Origin of the sequence: Clostridium tanneri (assembly GCF_033659955.1) — a bacterium.
Taxonomy (GTDB): domain Bacteria; phylum Bacillota; class Clostridia; order Clostridiales; family Clostridiaceae; genus Clostridium_AM; species Clostridium_AM tanneri.
The window spans coordinates 291,199-308,426 of the sequence record NZ_JARUJP010000001.1 but is presented as its reverse complement, the minus strand read 5'-3'; the positions used below and the strand labels follow the sequence as shown (position 1 = coordinate 308,426).

General features: G+C 31.9%; 16 protein-coding genes and 1 pseudogene. 16 read left to right on the top strand and 1 reads right to left on the bottom strand.

What is annotated here, in order from left to right:
- Window positions 1–4: 4 nt before the first annotated feature.
- From P8V03_RS01445 to ppdK, 15 genes and pseudogenes are all read left to right on the top strand, one after another.
- Window positions 5–757, top strand: coding sequence for a 16S rRNA (uracil(1498)-N(3))-methyltransferase (locus P8V03_RS01445; protein WP_261670947.1), 753 nt, complete (start codon window positions 5–7; stop codon window positions 755–757).
- Window positions 757–2,058 carry a tRNA (N(6)-L-threonylcarbamoyladenosine(37)-C(2))-methylthiotransferase MtaB gene (gene mtaB, locus P8V03_RS01440; RefSeq protein ID WP_318796494.1) on the top strand — a complete coding sequence of 434 codons (1,302 nt, stop codon included), beginning with the start codon at window positions 757–759 and terminating at the stop codon, window positions 2,056–2,058. Before P8V03_RS01445 ends, mtaB begins: the two co-directional genes overlap by 1 nt.
- A 164-nt stretch (window positions 2,059–2,222) precedes the next feature.
- Complete coding sequence (locus P8V03_RS01435; protein ID WP_261670945.1) at window positions 2,223–2,567, top strand: histidine triad nucleotide-binding protein; 345 nt, start codon at window positions 2,223–2,225, stop codon at window positions 2,565–2,567.
- A 124-nt stretch (window positions 2,568–2,691) separates the two neighbouring features.
- Window positions 2,692–2,868, top strand: a complete 177-nt coding sequence (rpsU, locus tag P8V03_RS01430) for a 30S ribosomal protein S21 (RefSeq protein WP_066618478.1) — start codon at window positions 2,692–2,694, stop codon at window positions 2,866–2,868.
- Between the two features lie 50 nt (window positions 2,869–2,918).
- Window positions 2,919–3,341, top strand: a pseudogene (locus P8V03_RS01425) (GatB/YqeY domain-containing protein); the annotation flags it as partial.
- 91 nt (window positions 3,342–3,432) lie between these two features.
- Window positions 3,433–3,723, top strand: coding sequence for a sporulation protein YqfC (yqfC, locus tag P8V03_RS01420; protein ID WP_261670944.1), 291 nt, complete (start codon window positions 3,433–3,435; stop codon window positions 3,721–3,723).
- On the top strand, window positions 3,716–4,906 hold the full coding sequence (gene yqfD, locus P8V03_RS01415) for a sporulation protein YqfD (RefSeq protein WP_261670943.1): 1,191 nt from the start codon (window positions 3,716–3,718) through the stop codon (window positions 4,904–4,906). The genes yqfC and yqfD overlap by 8 nt, the downstream gene beginning before the upstream one ends.
- Window positions 4,907–4,958: 52 nt before the next feature.
- Window positions 4,959–7,040 carry an HD family phosphohydrolase gene (locus tag P8V03_RS01410; protein WP_318796492.1) on the top strand — a complete coding sequence of 694 codons (2,082 nt, stop codon included), beginning with the start codon at window positions 4,959–4,961 and terminating at the stop codon, window positions 7,038–7,040.
- A 16-nt stretch (window positions 7,041–7,056) separates the two neighbouring features.
- On the top strand, window positions 7,057–7,557 hold the full coding sequence (ybeY, locus tag P8V03_RS01405) for an rRNA maturation RNase YbeY (RefSeq protein WP_318796491.1): 501 nt from the start codon (window positions 7,057–7,059) through the stop codon (window positions 7,555–7,557).
- Window positions 7,558–7,665: 108 nt separating this feature from the next.
- A complete protein-coding gene (locus P8V03_RS01400) occupies window positions 7,666–8,364 on the top strand; it encodes a diacylglycerol kinase (RefSeq protein WP_318796490.1) in 699 nt (232 codons plus the stop codon).
- Window positions 8,365–8,499: 135 nt separating this feature from the next.
- Entirely contained in the window at window positions 8,500–9,381 is an 882-nt protein-coding gene (gene era / locus P8V03_RS01395; RefSeq protein ID WP_318796489.1) for a GTPase Era, read from the top strand.
- 103 nt (window positions 9,382–9,484) lie between these two features.
- Entirely contained in the window at window positions 9,485–10,264 is a 780-nt protein-coding gene (gene recO, locus P8V03_RS01390; protein ID WP_261670991.1) for a DNA repair protein RecO, read from the top strand.
- A 111-nt stretch (window positions 10,265–10,375) separates the two neighbouring features.
- Window positions 10,376–10,999: a DUF4342 domain-containing protein gene (locus P8V03_RS01385; RefSeq protein WP_261670938.1), complete on the top strand. Its 624-nt coding sequence runs from the start codon at window positions 10,376–10,378 to the stop codon at window positions 10,997–10,999.
- A 412-nt stretch (window positions 11,000–11,411) separates the two neighbouring features.
- On the top strand, window positions 11,412–12,053 hold the full coding sequence (ccpN, locus tag P8V03_RS01380) for a transcriptional regulator CcpN (RefSeq protein ID WP_318796488.1): 642 nt from the start codon (window positions 11,412–11,414) through the stop codon (window positions 12,051–12,053).
- Window positions 12,054–12,123: 70 nt separating this feature from the next.
- The gene (gene ppdK / locus P8V03_RS01375) at window positions 12,124–14,757 is read left to right on the top strand and encodes a pyruvate, phosphate dikinase (protein ID WP_318796487.1); all 2,634 of its coding nucleotides are present in this window, start codon (window positions 12,124–12,126) and stop codon (window positions 14,755–14,757) included.
- 93 nt (window positions 14,758–14,850) lie between these two features.
- Here the strand turns inward: ppdK and P8V03_RS01370 are convergent, their stop codons facing one another.
- Window positions 14,851–15,918, bottom strand: a complete 1,068-nt coding sequence (locus tag P8V03_RS01370; protein ID WP_318796485.1) for a CotS family spore coat protein — start codon at window positions 15,916–15,918, stop codon at window positions 14,851–14,853.
- Between the two features lie 123 nt (window positions 15,919–16,041).
- On the opposite strand from P8V03_RS01370, the gene P8V03_RS01365 reads away from it, so the two are divergent.
- Window positions 16,042–17,070 (top strand): deoxyguanosinetriphosphate triphosphohydrolase, encoded by a 1,029-nt coding sequence (locus P8V03_RS01365; RefSeq protein WP_261670934.1) that lies wholly within the window; start codon window positions 16,042–16,044, stop codon window positions 17,068–17,070.
- Window positions 17,071–17,228 lie beyond the last annotated feature (158 nt).

Sequence of the window (17,228 nt, the reverse complement as noted above, 5' to 3'; positions counted from 1 at the left end):
TTGTATGCATAAATTTTTTGTACCTAAAAGCAGTATAGATGGTGATGTTGCTGTTATAGAAGGTGATGATGTAAAACATATATACAAAGTTTTAAGACTTGAAACTGGTGATAAGGTTAGTATAAATAATTGCAGCGGTGAAGAGTTTTTAGGAGAAATAGAAGAGATAAATAAGAAGCAAGTTATTGTAAGATGTCTAGAAAGGCTAGAGTTAAACAATGAAAGCCCAATAGAGATTTATCTCTTTCAGGGGCTTCCTAAGTCAAGTAAAATGGATTTAATTGTTCAAAAGGCCACGGAGCTTGGAGTAAAGGAAGTAACGCCTATAATTACTGAAAGAGTTGTAGTTAAAAGCGAACTTGGAGAGTTTAAAAAATTAGATAGATGGAACAGAATAGTATTAGAGGCTTGCAAACAATCAAAAAGGAGTCTAATACCTAAAGTAAATACTCCCTTAGAATTTGAAAAACTACTAGAGTTTTTAAAGGAGATGGATTTAGTAGTAGTTCCTTATGAAAATCAAGAAGGCTATGGAATTAAAAATTTAGCTAAATCTATAGATAAGAATAATGTTAAAAAAGTTGCTGTAATAATTGGACCAGAAGGTGGATTTGAAGAAACAGAAATAAATTTGTTGAAGGAATTAGGCTCACACATAGTAACTCTTGGACCGAGAATACTTAGAACGGAAACTGCTGGATTTACTTGCGTGTCATTAATTCTGTATGAACTAGGAGATTTAGGAGGAATAGTTTAATGAAAGTTGCTTTTACTACTTTAGGCTGTAGAGTTAATCAGTATGAAACTGAAGCTATGACCGAAAAGTTTATAAAAGAAGGCTACAAATTAGTGCCTTTTGAAGAGTATGCAGATGTTTATGTTATAAACACCTGTACTGTAACCAATATGAGTGATAAAAAATCTAGACAGATGATAAATAGAGCAAGAAGATTAAATGAAGATGCTGTAATTGCAGCAGTAGGATGTTATTCACAAATTGCTCCAGAGGAAGTAGCTAAGATTGAAGGCGTTGACGTAGTACTAGGGACTAAAAACAAAGGTTATATAGTATACTGGGTTAATAGAGTAAGAGAAGAAAGAGAACAGGTAGTTGAAGTTAATGATGTACTTAGAGATAACGTATTTGAAGATTTAATAATAGATGAATATCAAGAAAGAACAAGGGCGTTTATTAAAATTCAAGATGGATGCAATAGATTTTGTTCCTATTGTGCGATTCCTTTTGCTAGAGGAGCTGTGTGCAGCAAAGCACCAGAAAAGATTATAAGTGAAGTTAAGGAACTAGCATCTCATAATTTCAAGGAAATAATACTATCAGGAATACATATAGCATCCTATGGCGTTGATTTAAGCGGGGATGTTAGCCTAGTAAGTATACTAGAGGAAATTGATAAAATTGATGGTATAGAAAGAGTAAGAATAGGTTCTATAGACCCTACATTTTTTACTGAAGGGGTAATCGAAAGAATTAGCTCACTTAAAAAATTATGTCCTCATTTTCACCTTTCTCTTCAAAGTGGCTGCGACGAAACGCTAAAGAGAATGAATAGAAGATATACCACTGGGGAGTATAAAAAAATATTAGAGGATTTAAGAGTAAATATAAAAGATGTATCAATAACTACAGATATCATCACAGGCTTTCCAGGAGAAACAGAAGAGGAATTTAATTGTACCTATGAGTTCTTAAAGGAAATAAAGTTATCTAAGATGCATGTATTTAAGTATAGCCCTAGAAAGGGTACAAAAGCAGCTGAAATGAAAAATGTAGTAGATGGTAAAGTTAAAGATGAAAGAAGTAGCAAGCTTATCGAACTTGATAAAAACTTAGAAAGAGAGTTTATGAATAAGTTTATAGGGGAAACTATGGATGTACTGTATGAACAAAGACATAATAATTTAGAAGACGTTTATGAGGGATATACACCTAACTATATCAAAGTAATTTCTAAGTGTAATGAGAATGTAGAAGAACGTATTGTAAAGACAAAACTTAAGGAAATTAAAGGAGAACTTATTGAAGGTATTATATTATAATTAAATATAACAATAAGTAAAAAAAGTTCATTACATAGTTGATTGTTTATAGAAGGATATTTTAAGTTTTTGTTGAATAATTAGATTCAAATAAGGTATTATTTTGATAGTTATAAAAAACTATATATTATAAAAAAAATTAAAAAGAAAGGCAGGTGAAATTCATGGAAGATTGTATATTTTGCAAGATAATAAAAGGGGATATACCATCTGATAAAGTTTATGAAGATGAGATGGTATTAAGTTTTAGAGATATAAGTCCTGCTGCTCCACAGCACGTTTTGATAATACCTAAAAAGCATATTAGTAACCTTAATGAACTTACAGAAGAAGATTCCAAGATAATAGCCCATATATACATAGTGGCTAAGGAGCTTGCTAAAAAATTAGGTATAGATAAAAGTGGTTACAGAATAGTTTCAAATTGTGGAGAGGATGGAGGACAGACAGTTCATCACATTCACTTTCATATATTAGGTGGTAGAACACTTCAGTGGCCTCCAGGCTAATATGAAATGAAATTGTTGACAGTCTCTCAGTATATGTTGTATAATAAACAATGTGCTATGCGACCCAGATATGCTGCGTTTAATTTTTTAAAATTAAATTGAGCTAGCGGAGGGAGGGATAAATATGTCAGAAATAAGAGTTGGAGAAAATGAAACAATAGAAAGTGCATTAAGAAGATTTAAGAGAAAATGTGCTAGAGCTGGTGTTCTTTCAGAAGTTAGAAAAAGAGAACACTATGAAAAACCAAGCGTAAAGAGAAAAAAGAAATCTGAAGCTGCAAGAAAGAGAAAGTTTAAATAGGATATTTTTGAAAAAAGATACTATATAATGTCTCTTAAGAACTACTTTAAGAAGACTGGAAACAGGCCTTAGAGGCTAAAAGTAAGTTTAAAGCTAACACAATAAGCATGGCTAAAGCGGCTGTTTTGTTGGTTGAGAAAACTGACGGAAAGCAACTTGACGATGAACAAGTTTATGAAGTTCTAGCTAGGGAAGTCAAGCAAAGACGTGAGGCTATATTAGAATTCGAAAAAGGAAATAGGCAGGATTTAATAGATGAGGCGAATGCTGAAATCAAGATCTTGTTAGGTTACCTTCCTCAGCAGTTAAGCAAAGAGGAAATTTCCGAAATTGTTCGTCAGGCAGTTAAAGAATTGGGTGCAAGTAGCATGAAACAAATGGGTAAAGTTATAGCAGCAGTTATTCCTAAAACAAAAGGAAGAACTGATGGCAGACTTGTTAATCAAATTGTAAAACAATATTTAAATAAATAAAAGGTTGAGATTATCTCAACCTTTTTTATTTTGTCATTTATTACATTTATTCTTCATAAATTAGTATGAAAGTATTTTTAGAGGTGGTAGAGTGAAGGGTAGATTATATAGGACAAAACAGAAAATTGTAAACAAGTTAGATTTACCTAGAGATATAATTTTGAATATGCCCCAGATCACAGTGACCGGTGATAATGAAATAATAATAGAAAATCATAGAGGGGTTGTTCTCTTTGGTGAGAATCAGGTTAAGATAAACTCAGGGATTGGATTGATTTCAATATATGGAGGGAAATTTGAAATATTGTTTATGGGTGGCAGTACCATAGCAATAGGAGGGAAATTTAAATCTATAGTTTACGAGGGAAATAGTTATGTTTAATTTTCATAAATATAAAAATGGAGTAATTACTATAGAAATTCAATCCCTTATACCTGAGAAATTTGTTAATCTAATGTGGAAAAATGGTGTTCAAATAAAAAATATTAAAAAGAAGAGTATTACTACTATGACTATGGAAATAAGCCTAAAGGATTATGAAAAGATAGAAGAAATAGCCCATAGAACAAAAACAAAGGTTGTAATATTAGATAGGAAAGGATTGGCCTTCTTTTTGATAAAGCTAAAAAGAAGATGGGCCTTTGTAGTTGGAATAATACTATTTATAGGGATAATATATTATTTGTCAACTTTTATTTGGACCATTGAGATAGTTTCCGATCAAAATTTACCTCCATATGAAATAAGGCAGCAGCTAAATTCTTATGGAATAAAACCAGGAATTAACAGGAGTAACATAAATGTTTATGATATAGAAGAAAAGCTAATAAAAAATAATGAAAATATAATGTGGGTTAAGGCAAGAGTTGAAGGGGCTAAACTTAAGATATCAGTGGCAGAAAGACAATCGCCTCCTAATGTTGTATCAGAGAATAGTCCATGCAACCTAGTTGCTAAACGAGATGGGGAAGTTGTAAGAGTATACACCCAGTCAGGAACCTCAGTAGTAAAAAAGGGTGACATAATCAAAAAAGGACAAATTCTCGTAAAGGGAGAACAGGGCCGCGAAGGTGAGACTTATGCTGTTCATGCCGTGGGGGATGTATTCTGCAGAACCTTTTATGAGGAAATTAAAAGCGTAAAAATTAATGAGGTCAAAAGAGAGAAAACAGGGAAGAAAGTAGATAATATCTATATAGATATTAACGGTAAAAAATTATATTTAAAAAAATCTGATAATAAGTTTGATAAATATGATAAAATAGAAGACAATAAGCTTTTTATAAAAAAAGAAAGCTACTATGAAATAAAAGAAACTACTACTAATAGAAATCCAAAGGAGGTAGTTGATGCTGTAGCAGAAGAGCTTTATTTAAAAATATGTTCAAACCTAGATAAGTCTGTTAAAATTATAGATAAAATAGTAAATTATGAAGCTGGTGACACATATAAAGTTAGAGTATTGGTTGTAGCAGAAGAAAATGTAGTTTTAGCGGAACCTATCTCACCAGAACAAATTCAACAGCAGCAGGATGGACAGAAACAGGAAGAAAAACAACAATAAAGGAAAGTCTACTATAGACAAAACATACAAGAATAGATAAAAGGTGGTTATGATGAAGAAACTATCTCTAAGGAAACTATTTATGGGAGAAAAAACTAATAGAGTATTGATTTTTATATTTACTTTTATTTTTATATACTCTGTACTTGTAACTTCACTGGTAACAAAGAAGTATAGCCTGAAAGAAGGAGACATTGCAAGGGTTGACATAAAGGCACCTAGAGAAGTGAAGGATGAGTTATCTACAGAGGCTAGAATTCAACAGGCAATTGATTCTGTACCTATTCAATACAATAAAAAACCTGAGATTAAAACAGAAACAGTGAATAAAATAAATTCTTTCTTTTCAAAGCTATCTGAAGTAGATGACATAGCAGAAGAGAAAACTAAAATTTCAAGTTTAAAATCTAATAGTGAAATTAATATATCTGATGATGATTATTCAACACTTATAAAGTTAAGTAAAGACGAACAAAGAACAGTTCAAGATTTTTTAACTAAAACCATGTCCGATATTTATGATAACAATAATATAAGTGACAATAGTCAAAAGGATAACCAAGAAGATATTAAACGTGTGCAGGAGAGTATATTGCTAAAAGTCAACGGTTCAAAACTTGCAAAAAACCTCAAGGAAATATCTTCTACCATGGCCTATGCACTTATAACACCAAATTTTTTCTATGATAAGGAAAAAACAGAGGAGTTAAAGAAAGAAGCCATGCGTAAAGTTCCTAATGTAATGATTAAAAAAGACCAAATAATTATAAAGGAAGGGGAACCAGTCACCAAATATCAGGTAGAGCTTTTAAAGGATATAGGATTACTAAACAATAATTCTCATTTCCAATGGTATATATATATTTGTTTAAGTATCTTAATAATTTTAGTGATGTTTCTACAGTGGTTTTATATTTCTAAATATCACAAAGACATATATGATGATACAAATAAAATGATAATGATTAATATACTGAACTGTATAGCTATACTTATAGCAAGATCTCTTTCAATGGTTTCGCCATTCTTAATTCCTTTAGCCTGCGTACCAATGACTTTTACGCTTTTAGCAAATCATAAGGTATCTTTAACTACAAGTGTATTAAATTGTATTTTAATAAGTGCTGCAGTGGAATTTAACATTGAAATAACTATATTAGCTATAGCCAATGCAGTAGTTGGTTCCATTATTTTAAAAAAGATGCAGCAAAGAAATGATATTTTATACTCTTCACTGTATATACTGGCTATAAATATATTGCTAACTTTTTCTTTAGGATTTTTATTAAGCAGCAACATAGCTGATGTGGCTAGGAAAACCTTATTTATGGGTATTGCTAGTATAATATCAGGAGTAGTTACTATAGGATTGCTGCCATTTTTCGAGAGCACCTTTGATATAGTAACAACTATAAAGCTTCTTGAGTTATCTAATCCTAATCACCCGCTGCTAAAAAGATTATTAATGGAGGCTCCTGGAAGCTATCATCATAGTATTCTAGTCGGAAATTTAGCAGAGGTAGCAGCAGAAACAGTAGGAGGGAACCCAGTACTAGCTAGAGTTTCAGCATATTATCACGATGTAGGAAAAATAAAACGACCATACTTTTTTAAAGAAAATCAGTTAGGAAAAGAAAATCCACATAATAAAATAACGGCAAATTTAAGTACTTTAATAATAACATCACATGTTAAAGATGGTGTTGAGCTGGCAAAGGAATATAAGATTCCAAAGGCTATACAAGATATAATACAGCAGCATCATGGTACTTCTCTTGTGAAGTATTTTTATATAACGATGAAGAACTCTAGTGAAAGGCCTGAAGACGTAAAGGAAGAGGATTTTAGATATCCAGGACCTATACCAGAGACAAAAGAGGCTGGTATAATAATGTTAGCTGATAGCGTTGAAGCTGCAGTTAGGTCAATAAATGAACCTACAAAGGGTAAAATTGAAGAAATGGTAAATAATATAATAAAGGATAGACTTAATGAGGGACAACTTGATAACTGTGACTTAACTTTAAGGGATTTAAATAAAATAAGAGAGTCCTTCTTGAAGGTTTTAACTGGAATTTATCATCAAAGAATAGAGTACCCTGAAGATAAGAGTGTAAGTAAGCTTAAAAGTTAGTTTGGAGGGCATAAGAATGATTTTTATAGACAATAGGCAAAATAGAATAGAAGTAACTGATGATTTGGAAAATACTACAAGAAACGTAATAGAACACGCGTTGAAAGAAGAAGAAGTAACTATAGACTATGAGGTTAGTGTTATTTTTGTTGACAACAATGATATTAAGGATATTAACAAAGAAAATAGAAATATCGATAAGGTTACTGATGTACTTTCTTTCCCAATGCTTGATTATCCTAATGGAAAAGTATTCAAGGAAGCCTATTTAGATTACAAATTTACCGAAATAGATTTAGATGAAGGTAGTTTGGTATTGGGAGATATTGTACTATCTCTGGAAAAAGCAGAGGAGCAAAGTATAGAATTTGGTCACTCCTTTCTAAGAGAAGCAGCATATCTAACAGTGCATTCTGTTCTTCATCTTTTAGGATATGATCATATGAAAGAAGAAGAGAAGGTTATTATGAGAAAAAGAGAAGAAGAAATATTGGAGAAATTTAGTTTGATCAGATAGGCTGGTGAATAGCTTGGTTGTTAGTTCTAGCACAATAGGACTACTAAGAATGGGCAATTACAATTGTTAATTGTCCATTGTCAATTAGAAAAAAGAGTGGTGATTATATTGAAGGTAAAAAAGCTACTTGATAGCTTCAATCATGCTATAGAAGGAATTATATACGCAGTTAGAACTCAGAGAAATATGAGAATACATATGATTGCAGCTCTGCTTGTTTTAACTGGGTGTTTTTTTTACGATTTAAGTAAGGGAGAAATCCTATCAATAACGATAACTATAAGTATGGTTATTATGGCAGAACTTATGAATACAGCTATAGAATTTGCTGTAGATGCAACTACTAATTATTATCATCCACTTGTAAAATTAGCAAAAAACGTAGCAGCAGGCGGAGTACTGGTAACTGCTGTAAATGCAGTAATTGTTGGTTATATAGTATTTTGGGATAAGTTAAAGTATATAAATTTTATACTTATAAAAAAAGTAAAGACTACAGATCCCTATACAATATTTATCATATTAGCTATTGTAACTATAACCACTATAGTAGTTAAGGCAATCTTTGGAGAAGGAACACCTCTTAAAGGAGGAATGCCCAGTGGCCATAGTGCAATAGCCTTTTCTATAGCCACTACTATAGCCTTAAGTACTGGTCAGCTTACTGTAGTTATGTTGAGCTATTTGCTAGCATTTATTGTAGCGCAAAGCAGGGTTGATTCAGAAGTGCACTCAATACTGGAAGTTATTGTGGGCGGAGTATTTGGAACGTTGATTACAGCACTTTTATTCAGAATATTTGGTTAAAATAAAATCATTGAAATACATGTAAATAGTGCTATAATTTATTTACATAGCTGAAGATATAATTATTGTGTAATAGGTAAAAATACTTATAGAAGAATTTTACCAAAAAGATTTACAAAAGTAAGGAGAGAATTTATGTTTAAATCAGGATTTGTGACAATTATAGGAAGACCAAACGTTGGAAAGTCAACATTATTAAATGGAATAATGGGAGAAAAGTTATCTATTGTATCTTGTAAGCCACAGACTACAAGAAATAATATACAGACCATATTAACGGAAGAAGACTATCAGTTAGTATTTGTGGATACTCCAGGAATTCATAAGCCAAAACACAGACTTGGTGAATATATGGTGAAAGTTGCCCAAGAATCAATTAAAGAAGTGGACTTAGTACTGTTTCTAACTACTCCAGAAGTAGAAGTAGGAAAAGGAGATATGTATATTCTAGAACAGCTTAAGGAAAGCGGCGTTCCAGTTGTTTTAGTTCTAAATAAAATTGATGAAAATTCCGCAGATAAAGTAGCAGAAACTCTCAAGAACTATTCAGAGGTATTTAACTTTGCTGAAATTATACCTATATCTGCTCTTAATGGAAAAAATGTTGAAGAACTGAAGAAACTTATGGTCAAGTATATGCCAGAAGGCCCAAAATATTATCCTGAAGATATGATTACAGACCAACAGGAAAGATTTATCATATCGGAAACCATAAGAGAGAAAGCGCTTAGATTGTTATCACAAGAAGTTCCTCATGGTATTGCTGTAGAAATTATATCAATGAAAAAAGATGAAAAAAATATTTATCATATTGACGCTACTCTTTTATGCGAAAAAGACTCACATAAAGGAATAATAATAGGCAAAAATGGAACTATGCTTAAGAAAATATCTACCTATGCACGACAAGATATTGAAAAATTCTTAAACTCTAAGGTATATTTAGAGCTTTGGGTTAAGGTTAAGAAAGAGTGGAGAGATAGTCCTAGTCTTTTAAAGGAACTTGGATATAAGTAAGCTTTGTGAGTTTTACAAGAAAATTAGTAGAAACATATATTAGGATTGGGGCATACTATATATAATTAGGAATGTACAACGATGAGCTTTTTACCCATTCCTAATTTTTACTGGAGGTGTTTTTCTGTCTACATTCAAAACAAGAGCTGTAGTAATCAAAACTCAGGATATAAAGGAATCAGACAAACTTCTTTGGCTTTTTAGCGAAAAGTTAGGAAAGATATCTACCATTGCTAGAGGTGCTAAAAAAAATAGAAGTAATCTATTTTCTGCCACATTACAATTTTGTTATGCAGACTATGTAGTATATAGAGGAAAAAGCCTTTATACCATAAATGAAAGTTCAGTAATCCACTCTTTTCAAGATTTAATGAGTGACTTAGATTTGTTAACCTATGCATCTTATTTCTGTGAACTAGTGGATATATCTATGCAGGATGAAGAAAGCAATAGAGAGCTTTTTAGATATTTAGTTACTGCTTTTTATTTAATGAAAGATAATGTAGTAGACATAGAAACCTTAGCTCGTGCCTTTGAAATAAAGGTATTGCAATCTACAGGTTATGGGTTTAATTTAGATTACTGCAGTAGTTGCAGAAAAAAGATGAATTCTTCCAACTATATAAGTCTGCAGTATATAGGAGGAATTTGTGATCAGTGTGAAAGAGTTAATGGTATATACATAAACTATGCGACATATAATACACTTAAATATCTATCCAAAATTTCTTTAGAAAATGTATATAGAGTTAACTTGTCAGAAGAAACAAAAAAAGAACTTTACAAAGTTTTATCTTTATTTATTGAGCAAAGTTACTTTAGAAAGCCTAGAAGTTTAGACACACTCAGCTACTTAACAAAATTTAGTGAAGACAAAAGGTAAACTGTGTATAAGGTATTAATGCCTATATTTTAATGATTTAAGTATAGTTTATTAAAATTGCAGGATATTGATTATAAAAAAGCTTAACACTATTAAGAAGGAGTGAAAGTAATGGGTGAAATTACATTAGAAAAAATTGATGTTGTCAGGGAAAGAACTGGTGTCAGTTATACTGAAGCAAAAGAAGCGTTAGAAGCTTGCGAGGGCAATGTAGTTGATGCGTTAATATACATTGAGAAAAATCAACAGTCAACTATGGATAACATTTATACTTCTAAGGATGATTTTTTAAACTGGTTAAAAGACTTGGTTAAAAAGGGAAACATTAATAGAATAAGAATAAAAAAAGATGATAAAGTTGTGGTGGATATCCCTGTAAACGCTGGAATAGCTGCAACACTTACACTTTTAGTATGGCCTCCTCTAATTGCCATAGGAATTTTAACTGCTGTAGTTACTAAAGTAACAATTGAGATTACTAAGGATGATGGAACAGTAGAGATAGTGAACAAAGTTATCAAAAGTGGAGTAAAAGATACTATGGAAGATGTTAAAGAAACGGTAAAGGATGTAAAAGATAAAGTATTTGATGCAGCATCTACTGTTAAAGATAAATTTGCAGGTAAATCAGATAATAAGGAAGAGCAAAATACTTACCAATATACCGTGAAATTTGAGGACATAGATAGTGAAAATGAAACTTATGAAGATAAGAATTTTGATGATAAGAAATAAAATTGAAAAATTATTTTTAAAGTCAGCATATATTATTTAAATTGCTGGCTTTTCTCCTTATATAGATATAACTATATATTAAGGATTTATATGGTACATTTAAAAATTTAAGCAAGTAACATAATTATAAATATTTAAAATAAAATATATTAATAGAGAATAATTAGAGATATAGTTAAGCAGTTGGTATGAATAATAATAATAAGATAGCGATAAAATTCAAAAGTTTATATATGCTCTATTACATCCCGCAATGTGTTTACTAGATTTAAGGTTTCAGCAACATAGTAGAAAAATGCTATACTATTGATAAATATATAGTGTTATTGCAAAGATAAACTGATATAATAAATGTTATACTAATTGTTAAATTGGATTTTAATATATCCTTAACTATAGATAAAGAGGGAGGGTGAACATCATTAAACTATCACCAAGACAAGAGCAAATCATTAAATTAGTAAAGGAATTTGAGCCAATAACAAGTGAGCAATTGGCTGCAAAACTAAATGTTACAAGAGCTGCATTGAGGCCGGATTTAGCAATACTTACTATGACGGCAATTTTAGAGGCGAAACCAAAGGTTGGGTATGTGTATTCTCAAAGACCCTCTTACAGCTTAATACATGACTATATTAGAAACATTAAAGTAAAAGATATAATGTCTAAGCCGATAATGGTAGATGAAAACACTACAGTATATGATGCAATAGTGCATTTATTCCTAAACGATGTAGGAACACTTTTTATAGAAAACAACGGTGTACTTACTGGAGCTGTTTCAAGAAAAGACTTTTTAAAGATGGCTATGGGTGGAACTGATATGCATAAAGTACCAGTAGGCATAATAATGACTAGAATGCCTAATATAATATTTGTAGAAAAAGAAGACGCTGCATACCTGGCTGCACAAAGAATTATGGAACACGAAGTTGATAGTCTTCCAGTAGTAGAAAAAGTATATGATGGTAACAAAGAGTCCTTAAAAATTATAGGTAAAGTATCAAAGACTAATATTACAAGATTATTTGTAAAGATGGGGGAAAATAGTTAGTTTAGGTGAGCGGATAAATATCCGTTAACATAAATAAAATCAAGGAGAATTAAAAAGGGGATGTTTCTTTATGGTAAGTAGAAAGTATGTATATCTCTTTAATGAAGGTAATGCTGCTATGAAAAACTTACTTGGGGGGAAGGGTGCTAATTTAGCTGAAATGACTAACTTAGGCATGCCTGTTCCGCAAGGTTTTACAGTAAGTACAGAAGCTTGCACTAAATACTATGAAGATGGAAAAGAGTTAGCGAAGGAAGTTATAGTTCAAATTTATGAAGCTTTAGCTTATATAGAACAAATAACTGGTAAAAAACTAGGTAGTATACAGAATCCTCTACTTGTATCAGTAAGATCTGGGGCAAGAGCTTCTATGCCTGGCATGATGGACACTATATTAAACCTAGGTCTCAATGATAAAACAGTAGAAGGATTAAAAAACCTTACCAATAACGAAAGATTTGCCTACGATTCTTACAGAAGATTCATTCAGATGTTCTCTGATGTTGTTATGGGGATTGAAAAGAGAAAATTTGAAGATATACTAGATGAGGTTAAAGAGCTGAAGAGGGTTAAATTTGATACAGAATTAACTGCTTCTGATTTAAAGGATATTGTCAAAAAGTACAAGGTTCTATATGAAAAGGAAATGGGAAAAGAATTTCCACAGGAGCCAAAGGAACAGCTTTTAGAAGCCATAACAGCTGTATTTAGTTCATGGGATAACCCAAGAGCTGTAGTATATAGAAGATTAAATGATATACCAGGAGATTGGGGCACAGCAGTAAATGTCCAGTCAATGGTATTTGGTAATATGGGAGATACATCCGGAACAGGAGTTGCATTTACTAGAAACCCAGCAACAGGAGAAAAAGTTATATTTGGTGAGTATCTAATAAATGCACAGGGAGAAGATGTTGTTGCAGGAATAAGAACCCCTCATCCAATTTCAAGGATGCAGCAGGATTTACCGGATTGTTACAAGCAATTTGTAGAAATGGCTGAGAATCTGGAAAAGCATTACAAAGATATGCAGGATATGGAGTTTACTATTGAACAAGGTAAGTTGTACTTTCTGCAAACAAGAAATGGTAAAAGAACAGCACAAGCTGCACTAAAGATAGCCGTTGAAATGGTAGAAGAAGGGCTCATATCTAAGAAAGAAGCTATGCTAAAGGTTGATCCTAAGCAATTAGATTCTCTTTTACATCCCAAATTTAGTGAAAAAGAATTGAAGAGTGCTCAAGTAATAGCTAAAGGACTTCCAGCCTCACCAGGGGCAGCTTGTGGTAAAGTTTATTTTACTGCAGAGGAAGCTAAAATGCATCATGAGCAAGGTGAAAAGGTAATATTAGTAAGACGAGAAACATCCCCAGAGGATATAGAAGGAATGGTAGCAGCAGAGGGCATACTTACTGCTAGAGGGGGAATGACCTCCCATGCAGCAGTTGTTTCTAGAGGAATGGGAACTTGCTGTATAGCTGGATGCAGTGACATAAGAATAAATGAAGATGCTAAAATTTTTGAAGTAGGAGATAAAGTATATCAAGAAGGAGATTATATATCTCTTGACGGAAGTACTGGAAATGTTTATGGTGAAGCAATTAAGACTGTGGAACCTGAGATGAGTGGATATTTCGGAAAGTTTATGAACTGGGCAGATGAAATTAGAGCATTGAAGGTTAGGACTAATGCAGATACACCTAGAGACGCTGAGCAGGCAATTAGATACGGCGCTGAAGGTATAGGACTTTGCAGAACTGAGCACATGTTCTTTGATGAGGATAGAATACCAGCAGTTAGAGAGATGATATTATCAAAAACAGAAGAACAAAGAAGAAAAGCTTTAGATAAGTTACTTCCAATGCAAAAAGAGGATTTCATAGGAATTTATGAAGCCATGGAGAATAGGCCGGTGACTATTAGATTGTTAGATCCCCCACTTCATGAATTCTTACCACAGGCAGATAAGGATGTAAGAGATTTAGCTAAGGAGATGGGACTGAGTTTTGGGGAATTAAAGACAACAGTTGAGTCACTGCACGAGTTTAACCCTATGATGGGACACAGAGGTTGTCGTCTGCCAGTATCCTATCCAGAAATAGCAGAGATGCAGACTAGAGCTATAATAGAAGCTGCTATACATGTAAAAAGGGAAAAAGGGTATGATATAGTCCCAGAAATAATGATACCACTTGTTGGCGAGTTAAAAGAATTAAAGTTTGTTAAGGATATTATTGTAAGAATTGCTGATGAAGTGATAGCCGAAGAGGGAATTGAACTAAAATATATGGTTGGTACTATGATAGAAATACCAAGAGCAGCACTTACAGCAGATCAAATAGCTAAAGAGGCTGAATTTTTCTCCTTTGGAACCAATGATCTTACTCAAATGACCTTTGGGTTCTCAAGAGATGATGCTGGAAAGTTCTTAAAGGATTATTATGATAAAAAGATATATGAGTTTGACCCATTCCAGAAGTTAGATCAGGTAGGAGTAGGTAAACTAGTTACAATGGCAGTGGAACTAGGAAAGATGACAAGGCCAGATATTCACCTTGGAATTTGTGGTGAGCATGGCGGAGATCCATCCTCTGTTGAGTTTTGTCATAATATCGGATTAGATTACGTATCCTGTTCGCCATTTAGGGTTCCTGTAGCAAGATTAGCTGCAGCACAAGCACAGGTTAAAAATAAAAGATACTAAAAGGTTAAAAAGCAGCTGGCGATACCAACTGCTTTTTAACTTTTAGTGTTTTTAAGTAAAAGTAGAAATTTACTGAGTGCTTAATAATTAAGTTTATGTTATTTTAGTAGAAAATTTATTTTCAATAAACTTACCTAGTTGTATAGTAAAATCTAAATGTGCTTCATCATTGGCCGCTGCTTTCTTTAGTAAATATAAAAATGAATTATGATTACATTTTCTAATATTATTATAATAATCTCTTGTAATTTTCCAGAATTTTTGAGGAAAGGATAGATATGACAGTATATACTTATATTCATCTAAGTTCAGAGGACGAACCTTTTCGTAGGAATCGAAACAATCTATTGCAAATTCCACATTCCAATTAGTCTTGTCTCTCTTTAAAAGTCTTCTAAGAAAATAAGATATGTCGTGGGTACAGTAATCCATGCTGCATTTATCAAAATCTATTACCCATAGCTGATTATTTTCATCAAAAATTATGTTTTTATTTACATAATCTAAATGACATAGTGAGGCCATTAGATTATTATTGTTTATAGTTGAACATACTTGTGTAGATATTTGAGCAAGCAGTGAGTTGGTTTCAAAGTGTTGTAAAAAGGTTTTAGAAAATTTATCTCCATGTTTAAAGGCTAAGTTTGAACAAGAAAGAAGTTGTTCAAAGTGTTTATTAATAGAACCAGAGAGATCTTGAAAATTTGTTCTTACAGCACTTCCTTCTATGGGAACAAAACTTTCTCCAACGTTATGCATAAGTGCAAGGTGATTTATAGATTTTAACACATGCTCTTTATTGTCAAAGTTGCATTTAGTACCCTGTATCCATGGAGTTAATATAAACAGCATGCCACTGTACTTTGCAAAACGTCCTTTATCGTCTGTTGGAAGTATTTTAGGAACGTTTATTCCGTTCCGAAATAACCACTCTACAGCAGAATAAACAAAAAGCAATTCTTCTCTAGAAAAGTATACTTTTTTTAAACAATAGGTTGAATTAATTGAGTCTACTTTATATACAGCTCTTTGTTTATCTGTATCTTTAAATTTAACTCTTTCCACTTGTGCCTGCTGTAGGTTGTATTTGGGAAGTACGTATTTTTTTACATTTTCTTCAGATAATAAATCTAAATTAGATTGCTTAGCGGGATAAGGCACTTCTAACACTCCTTAAAAAGCTATTTCCTTATAATAATATTATTCAACTTTTTATAATATACATTTAGGATAAAAAAAGGAGTTTTAAATATATATATAGAATAATTTTAAAAGGTGATGTTTATGATTTTAAGAAAAACAATAGAAGAAAGAGAAAGACTAATACTAATAAATGAAGCAGCCTTTTCTTCAGCTTCAAGAGGAAGGGGAATTAAAGAGGAAGATGATGAAATAAGAACTGCATTTATGGTAGACAGAGATAGAATAATACATAGCAAGTCTTTTAGAAGACTTAAACATAAAACACAGGTGTATATAAAAACCTGGGGAGACCATTATAGAACAAGGCTAACTCATACTCTTGAGGTGGCTCAAATAGGAAAGACCATAGCAAGGGGAATAGGCATTAACGAAGATTTGGTGGAAGCTATAGCTATGGGGCATGATATAGGACATGTGGCATTTGCTCACAATGGTGAAGAAGTTTTAGATGAACTTGTACCAGGAGGGTTTAGACATAATGAAAATAGTATAAGAGTTTTAACTAAAATAGAGAGACAGGGTTTAGGGTTAAATCTTACTAAAGAAGTTTTAGATGGCATATTACATCACAGTGGATTTTCCAATGCAAATTCAGAATCCTTTACGCTAGAGGGGCAGGTAGTTAGATATAGTGATAAAATTGCCTATGTAAACCATGATATTGATGACTCTATTAGAGCAGAGTTATTAAGAGAGGAAGAGCTACCTATAAGTTCTGTTAAAATACTTGGAAAAAGTCATAGTGAAAGAATAGATACATTAGTAAAAGATTGTATTTATAATACTATAAATAATATAAACAAGGGAATAATAAAGGTTTCTCTAAGTGAAGAAATAGGTAGTGCATTAATGGAGCTTAGAGGGTTCATGTTTAAAAAGATTTACATGGGAAATGTGTTGAAAACAGAAAGAGAAAAGGCAAAGTTTGTATTAGAACAGGTTTTCAATTATTTTATTAAAAATCCTAATAAAATGCCAGAACTCTATATTAATATTGTAGAGGAAGAGGGATTGTATAGAGGGGTTGCAGATTATATATCAGGCATGAGTGATGACTACTGTTTGTTGCTGTTTAATAGTATATATGTTCCTAAAATAGTAGTTTACTAGGAATAATTTATATCATTAAATGGGTAAAATAAACATTGTATATTTTGAAGGATATTTAATATTTATAAAGAATATATATAGTAGTTCCTGTAGCAAAAAAGAAAAATGTTTAGCTTTAAAGAAGGAATATAGTAATTTGTGTCGAATATATTTATTTC